The organism is Pelomonas nitida (genome assembly GCF_043555975.1).
Classification (GTDB): domain Bacteria; phylum Pseudomonadota; class Gammaproteobacteria; order Burkholderiales; family Burkholderiaceae_C; genus Pelomonas; species Pelomonas nitida.
Genome location: NZ_JBIGIA010000006.1, coordinates 258,839 through 276,104 on the forward strand (window position 1 = coordinate 258,839; position 17,266 = coordinate 276,104).

17 protein-coding genes and 1 tRNA gene are annotated in these 17,266 nt (G+C 64.7%); all 18 read left to right on the plus strand.

Annotated features, from left to right (window positions below):
* Window positions 1–245 precede the first annotated feature (245 nt).
* Complete coding sequence (gene rpsO, locus ACG00X_RS10160) at window positions 246–515, plus strand: 30S ribosomal protein S15 (RefSeq protein ID WP_394488023.1); 270 nt, start codon at window positions 246–248, stop codon at window positions 513–515.
* Between the two features lie 205 nt (window positions 516–720).
* Window positions 721–2,865, plus strand: a complete 2,145-nt coding sequence (gene pnp, locus ACG00X_RS10165) for a polyribonucleotide nucleotidyltransferase (RefSeq protein WP_394488024.1) — start codon at window positions 721–723, stop codon at window positions 2,863–2,865.
* Between the two features lie 11 nt (window positions 2,866–2,876).
* A complete protein-coding gene (locus ACG00X_RS10170; RefSeq protein ID WP_394488025.1) occupies window positions 2,877–3,863 on the plus strand; it encodes an NAD(P)H-quinone oxidoreductase in 987 nt (328 codons plus the stop codon).
* A 13-nt stretch (window positions 3,864–3,876) separates the two neighbouring features.
* Window positions 3,877–4,620 carry a triose-phosphate isomerase gene (gene tpiA, locus ACG00X_RS10175; protein WP_394488026.1) on the plus strand — a complete coding sequence of 248 codons (744 nt, stop codon included), beginning with the start codon at window positions 3,877–3,879 and terminating at the stop codon, window positions 4,618–4,620.
* A 56-nt stretch (window positions 4,621–4,676) separates the two neighbouring features.
* Window positions 4,677–5,066, plus strand: a complete 390-nt coding sequence (gene secG / locus ACG00X_RS10180) for a preprotein translocase subunit SecG (RefSeq protein ID WP_394488027.1) — start codon at window positions 4,677–4,679, stop codon at window positions 5,064–5,066.
* Window positions 5,067–5,177: 111 nt separating this feature from the next.
* Window positions 5,178–5,262, plus strand: a tRNA-Leu gene (locus tag ACG00X_RS10185).
* A gap of 225 nt (window positions 5,263–5,487) precedes the next feature.
* Complete coding sequence (locus ACG00X_RS10190) at window positions 5,488–5,847, plus strand: NADH-quinone oxidoreductase subunit A (RefSeq protein ID WP_394488028.1); 360 nt, start codon at window positions 5,488–5,490, stop codon at window positions 5,845–5,847.
* Between the two features lie 33 nt (window positions 5,848–5,880).
* On the plus strand, window positions 5,881–6,357 hold the full coding sequence (locus tag ACG00X_RS10195) for a NuoB/complex I 20 kDa subunit family protein (RefSeq protein ID WP_046113908.1): 477 nt from the start codon (window positions 5,881–5,883) through the stop codon (window positions 6,355–6,357).
* Window positions 6,358–6,365: 8 nt separating this feature from the next.
* Entirely contained in the window at window positions 6,366–6,962 is a 597-nt protein-coding gene (locus ACG00X_RS10200; RefSeq protein WP_394488029.1) for an NADH-quinone oxidoreductase subunit C, read from the plus strand.
* Window positions 6,963–6,973: 11 nt separating this feature from the next.
* Window positions 6,974–8,227 carry an NADH-quinone oxidoreductase subunit D gene (locus ACG00X_RS10205; RefSeq protein WP_394488030.1) on the plus strand — a complete coding sequence of 418 codons (1,254 nt, stop codon included), beginning with the start codon at window positions 6,974–6,976 and terminating at the stop codon, window positions 8,225–8,227.
* Between the two features lie 10 nt (window positions 8,228–8,237).
* The gene (locus ACG00X_RS10210) at window positions 8,238–8,750 is read left to right on the plus strand and encodes an NADH-quinone oxidoreductase subunit NuoE family protein (protein ID WP_394488031.1); all 513 of its coding nucleotides are present in this window, start codon (window positions 8,238–8,240) and stop codon (window positions 8,748–8,750) included.
* Window positions 8,751–8,758: 8 nt separating this feature from the next.
* On the plus strand, window positions 8,759–10,099 hold the full coding sequence (gene nuoF, locus ACG00X_RS10215) for an NADH-quinone oxidoreductase subunit NuoF (protein ID WP_394488032.1): 1,341 nt from the start codon (window positions 8,759–8,761) through the stop codon (window positions 10,097–10,099).
* A gap of 21 nt (window positions 10,100–10,120) precedes the next feature.
* Entirely contained in the window at window positions 10,121–12,427 is a 2,307-nt protein-coding gene (gene nuoG / locus ACG00X_RS10220; protein WP_394488033.1) for an NADH-quinone oxidoreductase subunit NuoG, read from the plus strand.
* Window positions 12,428–12,441: 14 nt separating this feature from the next.
* A complete protein-coding gene (gene nuoH / locus ACG00X_RS10225; protein WP_394488034.1) occupies window positions 12,442–13,539 on the plus strand; it encodes an NADH-quinone oxidoreductase subunit NuoH in 1,098 nt (365 codons plus the stop codon).
* A 10-nt stretch (window positions 13,540–13,549) separates the two neighbouring features.
* Window positions 13,550–14,038 carry an NADH-quinone oxidoreductase subunit NuoI gene (gene nuoI / locus ACG00X_RS10230; protein WP_268165894.1) on the plus strand — a complete coding sequence of 163 codons (489 nt, stop codon included), beginning with the start codon at window positions 13,550–13,552 and terminating at the stop codon, window positions 14,036–14,038.
* A gap of 147 nt (window positions 14,039–14,185) precedes the next feature.
* Complete coding sequence (locus tag ACG00X_RS10235) at window positions 14,186–14,827, plus strand: NADH-quinone oxidoreductase subunit J (RefSeq protein WP_394488035.1); 642 nt, start codon at window positions 14,186–14,188, stop codon at window positions 14,825–14,827.
* Window positions 14,824–15,156, plus strand: coding sequence for an NADH-quinone oxidoreductase subunit NuoK (gene nuoK / locus ACG00X_RS10240; protein ID WP_394488036.1), 333 nt, complete (start codon window positions 14,824–14,826; stop codon window positions 15,154–15,156). The genes ACG00X_RS10235 and nuoK overlap by 4 nt, the downstream gene beginning before the upstream one ends.
* Window positions 15,157–15,180: 24 nt before the next feature.
* Entirely contained in the window at window positions 15,181–17,256 is a 2,076-nt protein-coding gene (gene nuoL / locus ACG00X_RS10245; RefSeq protein ID WP_394488037.1) for an NADH-quinone oxidoreductase subunit L, read from the plus strand.
* The last annotated feature ends 10 nt before the right edge of the window (window positions 17,257–17,266 follow it).

The following is a 17,266-nucleotide window of genomic DNA, read 5'->3' on the forward strand; positions in this document are numbered from 1 at the left end:
GCGGCGGCAATTGAGGCCGTTCGCGCTGCGCTCGGTCATGGCGGCGGCTGGGGGAGGTTTGCGGGTTTGCGCTATACTCCGCGAGTTTTTCGCCGTTTGGCCCCTCGGGGCGGGGCGCGCGAAGAACAGCAGCACGGCTCGGGGCGGTTTCCCCCGTGACCGCAAGTCAACCCCGGAAACCGTCTGCGGCGCACCATCGCATTTGGGCAGCCCGGCCGGTCTTTCCGACCACCAGGAACATAGAAATGTCCGTCGCAGATCTGAACAAGGCCGAAATCGTCAAGGCCAATGCCCGCAGCGCCAACGACACCGGTAGCCCGGAAGTCCAGGTTGCCCTGCTGACCGCCCGCATCAACGAGCTGACCCCCCACTTCAAGACCCACGCCAAGGATCACCATGGCCGCCGCGGTCTGCTGAAGATGGTCAACACCCGCAAGAGCCTGCTGGCCTACCTGAAGCGTGTGGACTCTGCCCGTTACGTGGCGCTGATCGCCAAGCTGGGCCTGCGCAAGTAATTCGCTGAAATCCACGAGGAGCCTGTCTGGTCCATTCGCCCAGTACAGGCTCTTTGTCCATCTGCCGGAACCAAGCTGACGTGGTCGCGGATCATTCCAAGACGGTTTTTCGAATCGTCCTGGAATGGCATCTGGGCCAAACCCAGTCTCGTTTCCGGTCCAATCCGGGCGCCGAGCGTGCGCCCATGACAACCAGGAGATGAGCATGTCCATGTTCAACAAGGTCACGAAGACCTTCCAATGGGGCCGCCACCAAGTCGTGCTGGAAACGGGCGAGATCGCCCGCCAGTCCACCGGCGCCGTCCTTGTCAACATCGAAGGCACCGTCGTGCTGGCCACTGTGGTCGCCAAGACCGAGGCCAAGGCCGGCCAGGACTTCTTCCCGCTGACCGTCGACTACCTCGAGAAGACCTACGCCGCCGGCAAGATCCCTGGCAGCTTCTTCAAGCGTGAAGGCCGCCCGAGCGAGCACGAGACGCTGACCAGCCGCCTGATCGACCGCCCGATCCGCCCGCTGTTCCCCGAAGGCTTCTTCAACGAAGTCCAGGTCGTCGTGCACGTCGTCAGCCTGAACCCCGAAGTGCAGGCCGACATCGCCGCCATGATCGGCACGTCTGCCGCGCTGGCCGTCTCCGGCATCCCGTTCAACGGCCCGATCGGCGCTGCCCGCGTCGGCTACGTCAACGGTGAATACCTGCTGAACCCCAGCAAGACCGAGCTGGCCAACAGCCAGATGGATCTGGTGGTCGCCGGCACGCAAGCCGCCGTGCTGATGGTCGAGTCCGAGGCTGTGGGCCTGTCGGAGGAAGTCATGCTGGGCGCCGTGGTGTTCGGCCACGATCAGGGCAACGTCGCGATCGCTGCGATCAACGACCTGGTGAAGGAAGCCGGCAAGCCGTCGTGGAACTGGGTTGCCCCGGCCAAGGACGAAGCGTTCATCGCCAAGGTGGCGGCGCTGGCCGAAGGCCCGCTGCGCGAGGCCTATCAGATCCGCTCCAAGCAAGCCCGCACGCAAGCCTGCCGCACGGCCGCCGCGAACGTCTTCGCTGCGCTGACCGCTGAAGGCGTCTCGTTCGACAAGGTTGAGGTCGAAGGCCTGCTGTTCGAGATCGAAGCCCGCATCGTGCGCAGCCAGATCCTGGCCGGCGAGCCGCGTATCGACGGCCGCGACACGCGCACCGTGCGCCCCATCGAAATCCGCAACGGCATCCTGCCGCGCACCCACGGCTCGGCGCTGTTCACGCGCGGTGAGACGCAGGCGCTCGTCGTGGCGACGCTGGGTACCGACCGCGACGCCCAGCGCATCGACGCGCTGGACGGCGAGGTCGAAGACCGCTTCATGCTGCACTACAACATGCCCCCGTTCGCCACCGGCGAAACGGGCCGCGTGGGTTCGCCGAAGCGCCGCGAAATCGGCCACGGCCGCCTGGCCAAGCGTGCCCTGGTTGCCGTGCTGCCGAGCAAGGAAGAGTTCCCGTACTCGTTGCGCGTCGTCTCCGAGATCACCGAGTCCAACGGCTCGTCGTCCATGGCTTCGGTCTGCGGCGGCTGCCTGTCGCTGATGGACGCCGGTGTGCCGCTGAAGGCGCACGTGGCCGGTATCGCCATGGGCTTGATCAAGGACGGCAACCGCTTCGCCGTGCTGACCGACATCCTGGGTGACGAAGATCACCTGGGCGACATGGACTTCAAGGTGGCCGGTACGTCCACGGGCATCACCGCCCTGCAGATGGACATCAAGATCCAGGGCATCACCAAGGAAATCATGCAGGTCGCCCTGGCGCAGGCCAAGGAAGCGCGCCTGCACATCCTGGGCAAGATGGTCGAAGCCATGGGCGTTGCCAACACCGAGGTGTCGCAGTTCGCTCCGCGTCTGTACTCGATGAAGATCAACCCGGAGAAGATCCGTGACGTCATCGGCAAGGGCGGCGCCACCATCCGCGCGCTGACCGAAGAGACCGGCACGACGATCGACATCGGCGAAGACGGCACGATCACCATCGCCTCGACCGACGCCGAGAAGGCCGCCCTGGCCAAGAAGCGCATCGAAGAGATCACGGCCGAAGTCGAAGTCGGCAAGGTCTACGAAGGCCCGATCGTCAAGATCCTGGACTTCGGTGCCCTCGTGAATCTGCTGCCCGGCAAGGACGGTCTGCTGCACATCAGCCAGATCGCGCACCAGCGCGTCGAGAAGGTGACCGACTTCCTGCAGGAAGGCCAAGTCGTCAAGGTCAAGGTGCTGGAGACCGACGAAAAGGGCCGCATCAAGCTGTCCATGAAGGCGCTGATCGATCGCCCCGAGCGTGAAGCCGCCCCGGTGGCCGACGCTGCGGCGCCCGCCACGGAGTAAACGCGCCAGCGATGAAAGCCATCGCGATCACCCGCCCCGGCGGGCCCGAGGTGCTGGAACTGGTCGATCGGCCAGATCCGGTGCCGGGTCTTGCGGAGTGCCTGATCCGCGTTGCAGCCTCCGGCGTCAATCGCCCGGATGTGCTGCAGCGCAAGGGCGCTTACCCGCCGCCGCCGGGCGCCAGCGATTTGCCCGGCCTGGAAGTGGCGGGCGAGATCGTCGCGGGTGATGCCGCCGCGCTGGCCGCGCATGGTTTCCGGCTGGGTGACCGTGTTTGTGCGCTGGCGAACGGCGGCGGCTATGCGGCGTTGTGCAGCGTGCCGGTGGGGCAGTGCCTGCCCGTGCCCAAGGGCTGGACGCTGGCGCAGGCGGCCACGCTGCCGGAGACCTGCTTCACCGTCTGGGCCAACGTGTTCGATCGCGCTGGCCTGGTGGCGGGGGAGACCCTGCTGGTTCATGGCGGCTCCAGTGGCATCGGCGTGACGGCCATCCAGATCGCCAAGGCGCTGGGTGCCCGCGTGCTGGTGACGGTGGGCAGCGCCGACAAGGCCGAGGCCTGCCGGCAGTTGGGTGCCGATGTGGCGATCAACTACCGCGAGCAGGACTTCGTCGCCGAAGCGCGCGCCGCGACCGGCGGCCGTGGTGTCGATGTGATCCTGGACATGGTCGCGGGAGACTACATCGGCCGCGGCGTGCAGGCGCTCGCCGAAGATGGCCGCCTGGCGCTGATTGCGGTGCAGGGTGGCGTGACGTCGGAAATCGACGCCGGCCTCGTGCTGCGCAGGCGCCTGACGATCACGGGGTCGACGCTGCGCCCGCGTTCGGCGGCATTCAAGGGTCGGCTGGCGCAGTCGCTGCGCGAGAAGGTCTGGCCCTTGATCGAGGCGGGGCGCGTGCGGCCCGTCGTCGACTGCGAACTGCCGGCAGTCCGGGCTGCAGAAGCGCATGCGCGCATGGAATCCAACCAGCACATCGGCAAGATCGTGCTGACCTGGTGATGGAGAGCAAGAGATGAGAAGGAAGCTCGTCGTCGGCAACTGGAAGATGCATGGCAGCCGTGCGGCGAATGCCCAGTTGCTGGCCGGCTTGAAGGAGGCGGGTCCGTGGAATGCGGATGTCACCGTCTGCGTGCCGTTCCCGTATATCGCCGAGACTGCCCTGGCATTGACGGCGACGGCGTTGAATTACGGCGCGCAGGATTGTTCGGCGCACGAGCAGGGGGCCTACACCGGTGAGGTGTCGAGCGCCATGCTGGCCGATATGGCTTGCCGCTACGTCATCGTCGGCCACTCCGAGCGGCGTGCCTACCATGCCGAGAGCGATCAGCTGGTCGCCGACAAGGCAAAGGCGGCGCTGGCCCACGGGGTGACGCCCATCGTCTGCGTCGGCGAGACGCTTGCGGAGCGCGAGGCCGGGTTGACCGAGTCGGTCGTCAAGCGCCAGCTTGCCGCTGTCATCCATACGCTGGGGCATTGCTGTGGCGAGATGGTGGTGGCGTATGAGCCCGTGTGGGCGATCGGCACCGGCTTGACGGCCACGCCCGCGCAGGCGCAGGCGGTTCATGCCGTGCTGCGCGCGCAGCTGCGCGCGGCCACGGACCGTGCGGTGGCCATGCGCATCCTCTATGGCGGCAGTGTCAAGCCGGACAATGCCGCCGAGTTGTTCGCGCAGCCCGACATCGATGGCGGGCTGATCGGCGGCGCGGCCCTGAAAGTGGCCGATTTCGCGGCGATCTGCCGCGCGGCTGCTCACTGATTTTTCCGGCTCGCCCGAGAGGGTGGGGCGTTTCGAGTTTTGATGGAGTGTTTGGAATGCAGTTCTTTGCAAATCTGGTCTTGATCGTTCAGCTGCTGTCGGCCCTGGCGATCATCGGTCTGGTGCTCGTGCAGCACGGCAAGGGTGCCGACATGGGCGCCTCCTTCGGCAGCGGCGCCTCGGGCAGCCTGTTTGGTGCCACGGGCAGCGCGAATTTCCTGTCGCGCAGCACGGCCGTCGCGGCCACGCTGTTCTTCGGCTGCACCCTGGGCCTGGCCTTCCTGTCCAACAGCCGCACGTCGGTGTCGACGGGGGCCGACACGGCGCTCGATCGCGCCCCGGTGGTCGCGCCTGCGCCGGCGGCGTCTGGCGCTGCAGCCATTCCGGGCGCTGTTGTGGCGCCTGCGGCCTCGGCTCCTGTGGCTGCTTCCGCTGCGTCGAGCTGAGTTGAAGCAAAAACCTCGCGTCTTTACCGAAAGGCTTGAAATTTCCGGTATAGAATGCGAGGCTGTCTGGCAGACAAAACCCTCCTAGCTGCCAGGCAAATTGAATACCCTGCCGTCGTGGTGAAATTGGTAGACACGCTATCTTGAGGGGGTAGTGGCGAAAGCTGTGCGAGTTCGAGTCTCGCCGACGGCACCAAATATTGGCTAGGATTCCCGCTGGTTCTGAGGCGGGAGTCGTCCAGAGCAAAGCGGCCTGTCGTGGCGGCTGACCGGTTGATCCGGATTGGCTGGCGCAAGGTTTCGGGCGGGCGCGATCCGCGAGCGATTCTTTCGATTCGCTGGTGGCGCGCCCGTTTGCTTTTGTGGTCGGCTTGTGCAGCGGTCACGTTGACAGAAGTTTTACCGGCCCGGGAACTCAACGATGAATCTCGAACAATACCTGCCCGTCATCCTTTTCATCTTGGTCGGCGCAGTGGTCGGGATCGCGCCTCAAGTGTTGGGCGCGCTGCTCGGGCCCAACCGGCCGAGTGAAGCCAAGAACTCTCCTTACGAGTGCGGATTCGAGGCCTTCGAGGACGCGCGCATGAAGTTCGACGTGCGCTACTACCTCGTCGCCATCCTCTTCATCCTGTTCGACCTGGAAATTGCCTTCCTGTTCCCCTGGGCTGTTGCGCTCAAGGAGATCGGGGCGACGGGCTTCTGGGCGATGATGATCTTCCTCGGCATTCTGGTCGTCGGCTTCGCCTACGAGTGGAAAAAAGGCGCCCTGGACTGGGAATAAGCGTCACGCCAAACACGTTGCTGGGAACTCCAAATGGGTATTGAAGGCGTCTTGAAAGAGGGCTTCGTCACCACGTCGGTCGACAAGCTCATCAACTGGTCCAAGACGGGCTCGCTCTGGCCGATGACGTTCGGCCTGGCTTGCTGTGCGGTGGAGATGATGCACGCGGGCGCCGCGCGCTACGACATCGACCGCTTCGGCATGCTGTTCCGTCCGAGCCCGCGGCAATCCGACCTGATGATCGTGGCCGGCACGCTGTGCAACAAGATGGCGCCGGCGCTGCGCAAGGTCTACGACCAGATGGCCGAGCCGCGCTGGGTGCTGTCGATGGGTTCCTGCGCCAACGGCGGTGGCTACTATCACTACAGCTATTCCGTCGTGCGGGGCTGTGATCGCATCGTGCCGGTGGACGTCTACGTGCCCGGCTGTCCGCCGACCGCCGAGGCGCTGCTCTACGGCATCCTGCAGTTGCAGGCCAAGATCCGCCGCGAAAACACCATCGCCCGCTGAGCTGCAGGATGAGTCAACACCTCGAAACCCTGGCCCAGCAGATTGGCGCCATCCTCGGCGAGCGCGTCGTCGAACTCAAGAATGCACTCGGCGAGCTGACGCTGACCGTGCGCGCTGCCGACTATCTCGACGTCGCCCGCACGCTGCACGATCACGCCGATCTCAAGCTCGAGCAGCTGATCGACCTCTGCGGCGTCGATTACAGCGACTACGGCAACGGCGGCTATGAAGGTGCGCGTTTCGCTGTCGTCAGCCACCTGTTGTCCGTCAAGCACAACTTCCGCCTGCGCCTGAAGGTGTTCGCGACCGATGACGATTTCCCTTGCGTGGCCTCGGTCACGCCGGTGTGGAACTCGGCCAACTGGTTCGAGCGTGAGGCGTTCGACATGTATGGCGTCATCTTCGACGGCCACAACGACCTTCGCCGCATCCTGACGGACTACGGCTTCATCGGCCACCCGATGCGCAAGGACTTCCCGGTGTCGGGTCATGTCGAGATGCGCTACGACGCCGAGCAAAAGCGCGTGGTCTATCAGCCGGTGACCATCGAGCCGCGCGAGATCACGCCGCGCATCATCCGCGAAGACAAGTACGGCGGCCTGTAAGTCGAACAGCCATGGCAGAAATCAAGAACTACACGCTGAACTTCGGCCCTCAGCACCCGGCCGCACACGGCGTGCTGCGCCTGGTGCTGGAGCTGGACGGTGAAGTCATCCAGCGCGCCGACCCGCACATCGGCCTGCTGCACCGAGCCACCGAGAAGCTGGCCGAGAGCAAGACCTTCATCCAGTCGCTGCCCTACATGGACCGTCTCGACTACGTGTCGATGATGGCCAACGAGCATGCCTACTGCCTGGCCATCGAGAAGATGCTGGGCATCGACGTGCCGATCCGTGCGCAGTACATCCGCGTCATGTTCGCGGAGCTGACCCGCATCCTGAACCACCTGCTGTGGCTGGGCTGTCATGGGCTGGACTGCGGTGCGATGAACATCCTCATCTACTGCTTCCGCGAGCGTGAGGACATCTTCGACATGTACGAGGCGGTGTCGGGCGCGCGCATGCACGCGGCCTATTTCCGTCCGGGTGGCGTTTATCGTGACCTGCCGGACACGATGCCTCAGTACCAGGTCAGCAAGATCCGCAACGCCAAGGCGATTGCGCAGATGAACGAGAACCGTCAGGGCTCGCTGCTGGACTTCATCGAGGACTTCGCCAAGCGCCTGCCGAAGAACATCGACGACTACGAAACGCTGCTGACGGACAACCGCATCTGGAAGCAGCGCACGGTCGGCATCGGCGTCGTGTCGCCGGAGCGTGCGCTCAACATGGGCTTCACGGGCGCCATGCTGCGCGGCTCGGGCATCGCCTGGGACCTGCGCAAGAAGCAGCCGTACGACGTGTACGACAAGATGGATTTCGACATCCCGGTCGGCACCAATGGCGACACCTACGACCGCTACGTGGTGCGCGTCGAGGAAATGCGTCAGTCCAACCGCATCGTGCAGCAGTGCGTGCAGTGGCTCAAGGCCAACCCCGGTCCGGTCATCACCGACAACCACAAGGTGGCGCCGCCGGCCCGCGTGGACATGAAGTCCAGCATGGAAGAGCTGATCCACCACTTCAAGCTCTTCACGGAAGGTTTCCACGTGCCCGCGGGCGAGGCCTATGCGGCTGTCGAGCACCCGAAGGGCGAATTCGGCATCTACATGGTCAGCGACGGTGCCAACAAGCCGTATCGCCTGAAGATCCGCGCACCGGGCTTTGCCCACCTCGCGGCTCTGGACGAAATGGGCAAGGGCCACATGATCGCGGACGCCGTGGCCATCATCGGCACGATGGACATCGTGTTCGGCGAAATCGATCGTTGACAGGCACACGATGACGAGCAGCACCGACTACACCCTCAGCGACGCGACCCGCGCTCGCTTCGACCGCGAGGTCGCCAAGTACCCCTACGACCTGCGCCAGTCCGCCGTCATGGCCTGCCTGGCCATCGTGCAGCAGGAAGAAGGCTTTGTGTCGCGGGCGGCCGAAGACGCCATCGCGGCCCACCTCGGCATGCCGGCCATCGCCGTCTACGAGGTGACGACCTTCTACAACATGTACAACCAGCGGCCGGTCGGCAAGTTCAAGCTGAACGTCTGCGCGAACCTGCCATGCCAACTGCGTGATGGCCAGAAGGCGCTCGATCACCTGTGCAGCAAGCTCGGCATCGAGCAGGGCGGCACGACGGCTGACGGCCTGTTCACCGTGCAGAAGAGCGAGTGCCTGGGCGCCTGCGCCGATTCGCCGGTCATGCTGGTCAACGATCGCCAGATGTGCAGCTTCATGAGCAACGACCGCCTCGACCAACTGGTCGACACGCTGCGCGCCGAAGCGGCCAAGGGCTGAGGACAACGATGCTGGACCTCTCCAAATTCCAAAGCACGGGCGCCGAGACCTGCTTCCACGGCCGCCACATCACGCCGCAGATCTATGCAGACCTGAACGGCAAGAACTGGTCGATCAAGGACTATGAGGCGCGCGGCGGCTACGCGGCGCTGCGCAAGATCCTCGGCAAGGACGGTGGCGAAGGCCTGACGGCCGATCAGGTGATCGCCGAGGTCAAGACGTCGGCACTGCGCGGCCGTGGCGGCGCGGGCTTCCCGACGGGCCTGAAGTGGAGCTTCATGCCCCGCCAGTTCCCGGGCCAGAAGTACCTCGTCTGCAATTCCGACGAGGGCGAGCCGGGCACCTGCAAGGACCGCGAGATCCTGATGCACAACCCGCATCAGGTCATCGAGGGCATGATCATCGCGGCCTACGCGATGGGCATCACGGTGGGCTACAACTACATCCACGGCGAGATCTTCGAGGTGTACGAACGCTTCGAGGCTGCCCTGGAAGAGGCCCGCGTGGCGGGCTACCTCGGCGACAAGATCATGGGCTCGGGCTTCAGCTTCCAGCTGCATGCGCACCATGGTTTCGGCGCCTACATCTGCGGCGAGGAAACTGCGCTGCTGGAGTCGCTGGAAGGCAAGAAGGGCCAGCCGCGCTTCAAGCCGCCGTTCCCGGCCAGTTTCGGCCTGTACGGCAAGCCCACCACCATCAACAACACCGAGACCTTCGCCGCGGTGCCCTGGATCATCCGCAATGGCGGCCAGGCCTACCTCGAGATCGGCAAGCCGAACAACGGCGGCACCAAGCTGTTCTCGGTGTCGGGTGACGTGGAGAAGCCGGGCAATTTCGAGATCCCGCTGGGCACGCCGTTCTCGACGCTGCTGGAGCTGGCTGGCGGCGTGCGCAAGGGCCGCAAGCTCAAGGCCGTGATTCCTGGTGGTTCATCCGCCCCGGTGTTGCCTGCCGACGTGATGATGCAGTGCACGATGGACTATGACTCCATCGCCAAGGCCGGCTCCATGCTGGGCTCGGGTGCCGTCATCGTCATCGACGACTCGCGCTGCATGGTGCAGAGCCTGCTGCGTCTGTCCTACTTCTACAGCCACGAGTCCTGCGGCCAATGCACGCCTTGCCGCGAAGGCACGGGCTGGATGCACCGAGTGCTGGAGCGCATCTACCATGGCGAGGGCAGGGCGGAGGACATCGATCTGCTGAACTCGGTGGCCGACAACATCCAGGGCCGCACGATCTGCGCGTTGGGCGATGCCGCCGCGATGCCGGTGCGCGCCATGATCAAGCACTTCAAGCACGAGTTCGTGCACCTGATTGAACACAAGAAGCCCCTGGTGGCTCCGACCTGAGCTGCCTAGGGAAACACCATCATGGTTGAAATCGAACTCGACGGTCAGAAGGTCTCGGTCCAGGAAGGCAGCATGGTCATGCATGCAGCCGAGAAGGCCGGCGCCTACATCCCGCACTTCTGCTACCACAAGAAGCTCAGCATCGCGGCCAACTGCCGCATGTGCCTGGTGGACGTGGAGAAGGCGCCCAAGCCCATGCCTGCCTGCGCGACACCGGTCACGCAGGGCATGATCGTTCGCACCAAGAGCGACAAGGCGATCAAGGCTCAGCAGGGCGTCATGGAATTCCTGCTGATCAACCACCCGCTGGACTGCCCGATCTGTGACCAGGGCGGCGAATGCCAACTGCAGGATCTGGCCGTCGGCTATGGCGGCAGCAAGAGCCGCTACGTCGAAGAAAAGCGCGTCGTCTTCCACAAGAACGTCGGGCCGCTGATCTCCATGGAGGAGATGAGCCGCTGCATCCACTGCACCCGCTGCGTGCGCTTCGGCCAGGAAATCGCCGGCCAGATGGAGCTGGGCATGGCTCACCGCGGCGAGCACAGCGAGATCCAGACCTTCGTGGGCCGCACCGTCGACTCCGAGCTGTCGGGCAACATGATCGACATCTGCCCGGTCGGTGCGTTGACCAGCAAGCCCTTCCGCTACAGCGCCCGCACCTGGGAACTGTCGCGCCGCAAGAGCGTCAGCCCGCACGATTCCACCGGTGCGAACCTGGTCGTCCAGGTCAAGAACCACCAGGTCCTGCGCGTCGTGCCGCTGGAGAACGAGGACGTCAACGAATGCTGGATCGCCGACCGCGATCGCTTCAGCTACGAGGCCCTCAACAGCGACGCCCGCCTGACCGCCCCCATGATCAAGCAGGGCGGTGCGTGGAAGCAGGTCGACTGGACTATCGCGCTCGAATACATCGCCAACGGCTTGAAGACCATCAAGGCCGATCACGGCGCCGCTGCCATCGGCGCGCTCGCTTCGGCCCACAGCACGGTCGAGGAACTGCACCTGCTGGCGCAACTCGTGCGCGGCCTGGGCAGCGACAACATCGACCACCGCCTGCGCCACAGCGACTTCGGCAATGCGGCCCCGGCCGGCAATGCACGCTGGCTGGGCAGCAGCATCGCCAGCCTGTCCGAACTGGACCGTGCGCTGGTGGTTGGCTCTAACCTGCGCAAGGATCACCCGCTCTTCGCCGCACGTCTGCGCCACGCCGCGCGCCGTGGCGCCGCCGTGCATCGCATCGGCCTGAGCAGCGATGACTGGCTGATGCCGCTGGCGGGCTCGCTGTCGGTCGCGCCGTCGGGCTGGGTTCAGGCCCTGGCCGACGTGGCCGCCGCCATCGGCGCCGGTGCGCCGCTGGCCGGCACTGCAACGGCCGAGGCCCAGGCCATCGCCGCGAGCCTGCAATCGGGTCGCGCGAAGGCCGTGCTGCTCGGCAACGCCGCCGCCGAACATCCGCAGGCGACCAGCCTGCTGGCCCTGGCGCAGTGGATCGCGCAGCAGACGGGAGCGAGCGTTGGCTACCTGACCGCCGATGCCAACACCGTTGGCGCGCAACTGGTGAAGGCGCAGCCGCAGATCGACGGCCTGAACGCCGGCCAGATGCTGTCGGGCACGGCCTTGAAGGCCGCCGTGCTGCTGAACACCGATCCGGTGCTGGACGCCGCGAACGCCGCTGGCGCCGCCAAGGCACTCGACGCAGCTGAGATGGTGGTCGTGCTGAGCCCGTTCAAGAGCGGTCTGGAATACGCCGACGTCGTGCTGCCGATCGCACCGTTCACCGAAACCTCAGGCAGCTTCGTGAATGCCGAGGGCCGCCTGCAGAGTTTTGTTGGCGTCGTGCGTCCGCTGGCTGAGACTCGCCCGGCCTGGAAGGTGCTGCGCGTGCTGGGCAACCTGCTGGGCCTGCCGGGCTTCGACCAGGACAGCTCCGAGCAGGTGCGCGAGCAAGCGCTGGGTGGCGATCTCACGGTGCGACTGAGCAACGCGGCCGGCGCCGTGACGCCGGTGGCTGCGCGAGGTGAGGGCGTCGAGCGCTTCGGCAACCTGCCCATCTACGCGGCGGATGCGCTGGTGCGCAATGCCAGCTCGCTGCAGCTGACGGCCGATGGCCGCGAGGCCGCGACCGTCGGCCTGCCGGCCAGCCTCTGGCAGCAACTGGCGCTGAAGGATGGCGACCTCGTGCGCGTGGTCCAGGACGGCGGAGCCGCCCAACTGCCGGCACGGCTGGAAGCCGGCCTGCCTGACGGTGTGGCCCGTGTGCCTGCCGGTCTGCCGCAAACCGCTGCTCTGGGTGCCATCTTCGGCACGCTGAGCATCAGCAAGGTCTGAGGGAGCCTGAACCCATGATCGACACCCTCTACCAAAACGGCGCTTCGCTGCTGGGGGCCTTGTGGCCGCTGGTCTGGAGCCTGCTGAAGATCGTCGCGGTGATCCTGCCGCTGCTGGGCTGCGTGGCCTACCTGACGCTGTGGGAGCGCAAGGCCATCGGCTGGTCGCAGATCCGCCCGGGCCCCAACCGCGTGGGCCCCTACGGCCTGCTGACCCCCATCGCCGACGCGGTGAAGCTGATCTTCAAGGAAATCATCAAGCCTGCTGCTGCCAGCAAGGGCTTGTTCTTCCTCGGTCCCGTCATGACCATCATGCCGGCGCTGGCCGCCTGGGCCGTCGTGCCGTTCGGTCCGGACGCAGCCGTGGCCAACGTCAATGCCGGCCTGCTGTTCCTGATGGCGATCACGTCGCTGGAGGTCTACGGCGTCATCATCGCCGGCTGGGCGTCCAACTCGAAGTACGCCTTCCTGGGCGCACTGCGGGCGTCGGCCCAGATGGTCTCTTATGAGATTGCGATGGGCTTCGCGCTGGTCATCGTGCTGATGGTCACGGGTAGCTTGAACATGACCGAGATCGTTCAGGCCCAGGAGCGCGGCTGGTTCGCCAGCCATGGCGTGAGCCTGCTGTCCTGGAACTGGCTGCCGCTGTTCCCGATCTTCATCGTCTACTTCATCTCGGGTCTGGCCGAAACCAACCGCCACCCGTTCGACGTCGTTGAAGGCGAATCGGAAATCGTTGCCGGCCACATGATCGAGTACTCGGGCATGTCGTTCGCGATGTTCTTCCTGGCCGAATACGCCAACATGATCCTGGTGTCGGCGCTGGCCGTCGTCATGTTCCTGGGTGGCTGGAGCGCACCGATCTCCTGGAGCCTGCTGGGCATGGAAGTGCCAGCCTTCTTCAAGAGCACGATGGCGTTCTGGAACTGGTTCTGGCTGTTCGCCAAGACCTTCTTCGTCGTCACGATGTTCCTGTGGGTGCGTGCCACGTTCCCGCGCTTCCGCTATGACCAGATCATGCGTCTGGGCTGGAAGATCTTCATTCCCATCACGCTGATCTGGCTGGTCGTTGTCGGTGCCTGGATGCAGACCCCGTTCAACATCTGGAAGTGAGGCGGCGACCATGACAGCAATCACGAATTTCGCGAAGACCTTCTTCCTCTGGGAACTGCTCAAGGGGATGAAGCTGACTGGCCGTCACTTCCTGTCGCGCAACATCACCGTCCAGTTCCCGGAAGAGAAGACGCCGCTGAGCCCGCGCTTCCGCGGCCTGCACGCGCTACGTCGTTACGAGAACGGCGAAGAGCGTTGCATCGCCTGCAAGCTCTGCGAGGCGGTCTGCCCGGCGATGGCCATCACGATCGAAAGCGACGTGCGCGCCGACGGCAGCCGTCGCACGACGCGCTACGACATCGACCTGACCAAGTGCATCTTCTGCGGCTTCTGCGAAGAAAGCTGCCCGGTGGACTCCATCGTCGAGACCAACATCTTCGAATACCACGGCGAGAAGCGTGGCGACCTGTACTTCACCAAGGACATGCTGCTGGCGGTCGGTGACAAGTACGAGCCTCAGATTGCGGCGCAAAAGGAGGCAGACGCCAAATATCGCTGACCCCTCGTCCGGGAGTGCCCGGTCGGTCCCGCGAAGGGACGCAGACGGACCCAGGCCGACGCCTGGCCCGCCATCTGCCCGGATCGTCCTTGTGACGGCCCGGCGGTCGATCCGGATCAAAAGTCAGAAGTGTTTGCCCGAGTACATATGGACATCACGACCATCCTCTTCTACGTCTTCTCCGGCATCCTGCTGGTGAGTTCGTTCCGCGTCATCACGGCGCGCAGCACGGTGCATGCCGCGCTGTTCCTGATCCTGTCGTTCTTCACGGCTTCCTGCCTGTGGATGCTGCTGAAGGCCGAGTTCCTCGCCATTGCGCTGGTGCTGGTCTATATCGGCGCGGTCATGGTGCTGTTCCTGTTCGTCGTCATGATGCTGGACTTGAACACGGACAGTCTGCGTGAAGGCTTCTGGACGCACATGCCGGTTGCGGCGGTCATCGGCGCGTTGATCGCGTTCGAGATGGGCATCGTGCTGATGGGTGGCTTCCAGGTCAGCGAGGCGCCCGTCGCCACCGCAGCCCAGATCCAGCAGGGCAACACCAAGCTGCTCGGCATCGAGATCTACACGAACTACCTGTATCCGCTGCAGATCGCTGCCGTGCTGCTGCTGGTCGCCATCGTCGCGGCCATCGCGCTGACGCTGCGCCGCCGCAAGGATTCCCGAGCGATGGACGCGTCGGAGCAGGTCAAGGTCACGAAGGCGGACCGCCTGCGCATCGTCAAGATGGCACCGACCGTCGCTGCCCCCGCGCAGCCCGCAGCACCCACCGAAGGAGGCCAGGCATGATCGGCGCCGCTGGATTGACCCTGGGACATTTCCTGACGCTGGGCGCGATGCTGTTCGCGCTGTCGGTGATCGGGATCTTCCTGAACCGCAAGAACCTGATCGTGCTGCTGATGGCCATCGAGCTGATGCTGCTGGCCGTCAACCTGAACTTCGTCGCCTTCTCGCACTATCTGCCGGTTGAGGCCGACAAGATGGCCGGGCAGGTCTTCGTGTTCTTCATCCTGACCGTCGCGGCGGCCGAGTCGGCCATTGGCCTGGCCATCCTCGTGGTGCTGTTCCGCAACCGCGCCAGCATCAACGTCGAGGAACTCGACGCGCTGAAGGGCTGATCGACAAGGACACAGGCGAAAAAGATGTCTGCACAACTCTCACAGAACCTGCTGCTGACGGTGCCGCTGGCACCGCTGGCGGGCGCCATCGTCGCTGGCTTCTTCGGCAAGACGGTGGGCCGCCGCGGCTCGCACGTGGCCACCATCCTGGGCGTGCTCGTCGCGTTCATCCTGTCGGCGATGACGCTCTACAGCGTGGCCGTCGACGGCGCGCGCTTCAACGCGACCGTCTATGAATGGATGGTGCTCGGCCCGCTGAAGATGGAGGTCGGTTTCCTCATCGATGGCCTGACCGCGATGATGATGTGCGTCGTGACCTTCGTGTCGCTGATGGTGCACATCTACACCATCGGCTACATGGAAGAGGACGACGGCTACCAGCGCTTCTTCTCCTACATCTCGCTGTTCACGTTCAGCATGCTGATGCTGGTCATGAGCAACAACATGCTGCAGCTGTTCTTCGGCTGGGAAGCGGTGGGCCTGGTGTCCTACCTGCTGATCGGCTTCTGGTACAAGAAGCAGAGCGCCATCTTCGCCAACATGAAGGCCTTCCTGGTGAACCGGGTCGGTGACTTCGGCTTCATCCTGGGCATCGGCCTGCTGGTCGCCTACGGCGGCACGCTGAACTACACCGAGACCTTCGCCAAGTCCGGCGAGCTGGCCAAGCTGGTGTTCCCGGGCACGGACTGGGCGCTGCTGACCGTGGCCTGCATTTGCCTGTTCATCGGCGCGATGGGCAAGTCGGCGCAGTTCCCGCTGCACGTGTGGCTGCCTGACTCCATGGAAGGCCCGACCCCCATCTCCGCGCTGATCCACGCCGCCACGATGGTGACGGCCGGCATCTTCATGGTGGCGCGCATGTCGCCGCTGTTCGAGCTGACCGACACGGCGCTGAACTTCGTCATGGTGATCGGCTCGATCACGGCGCTGTTCATGGGCTTCCTGGGCATCATCCAGAACGACATCAAGCGCGTCGTCGCGTACTCCACGCTGTCGCAGCTGGGCTACATGACCGTGGCGCTGGGCGCCTCGGCCTACTCGGTCGCCGTCTTCCACCTGATGACGCACGCGTTCTTCAAGGCGCTGCTGTTCCTCGGCGCGGGCTCCGTCATCATCGGCATGCACCACGACCAGGACATCCGCAACATGGGCGGCCTGTGGAAGCACATGAAGATCACGTGGATCACGTCGCTGCTGGGTTCGCTCGCGCTGATCGGCACGCCGCTGTTCTCGGGCTTCTATTCGAAGGACTCGATCATCGAGGCCGTGCACGCCAGCCATCTGCCGGGCGCGGGCTTCGCGTACTTCGCCGTCATCGCCGGCGTGTTCGTGACGGCGTTCTATTCGTTCCGGATGTACTTCCTGGTCTTCCACGGCAAGGAGAACTTCCACCACAAGCCGTTCCCGGGTGAGCACGACCACCATGACGATCACGGCGACGATGGCCACGGCCATGCGCACACGCCGCACGAGTCGCCTGCTGTTGTCTGGGTGCCGCTGGTGCTGCTGGCCATTCCGTCGGTCGTCATCGGCTTCCTGACGATCAGTTCGATGCTGTACGGCGACTTCCTCAAGGACGCCATCTTCGTGAACGAGCATGTGCATCACGCCATGACCGAGCTGCGCGAGGAGTTCCTGCACGGCGCCGAGGTGGCTCAGGGCAACGAGGCCTTGTTGATGGCGCTGCATGCGTTCACGACGCTGCCGTTCTGGCTGGCGCTCGGCGGTGTGGCAACGGCCTATGTCTTCTACATGGTGGCGCCCGGCATTCCTGCAACGCTGGCCAAGGTGCTGCGTCCGCTGGTCGTCATCCTGGAGAACAAGTATTTCCTCGACTGGATCAACGAGAACATCCTCGCCCGCGCTGCGCGCCTCATCGGCACCGGCCTGTGGAAGGGCGGTGACGGCGCACTCATCGATGGCCTGATCATCAACGGCTCGGCACGCACGGTCGGCGGTATCGCGGGCTTGGTGCGACGCTTCCAGACGGGCTATCTGTACTGGTACGCCCTCGTCATGATCCTTGGCGTCATGGGGTTGATGACCTGGCAGCTGTGGCCGTTTATCGAGCCGCAGTTCAGGTCCCTCATCGGCGGCTGAGCGAGAGGCG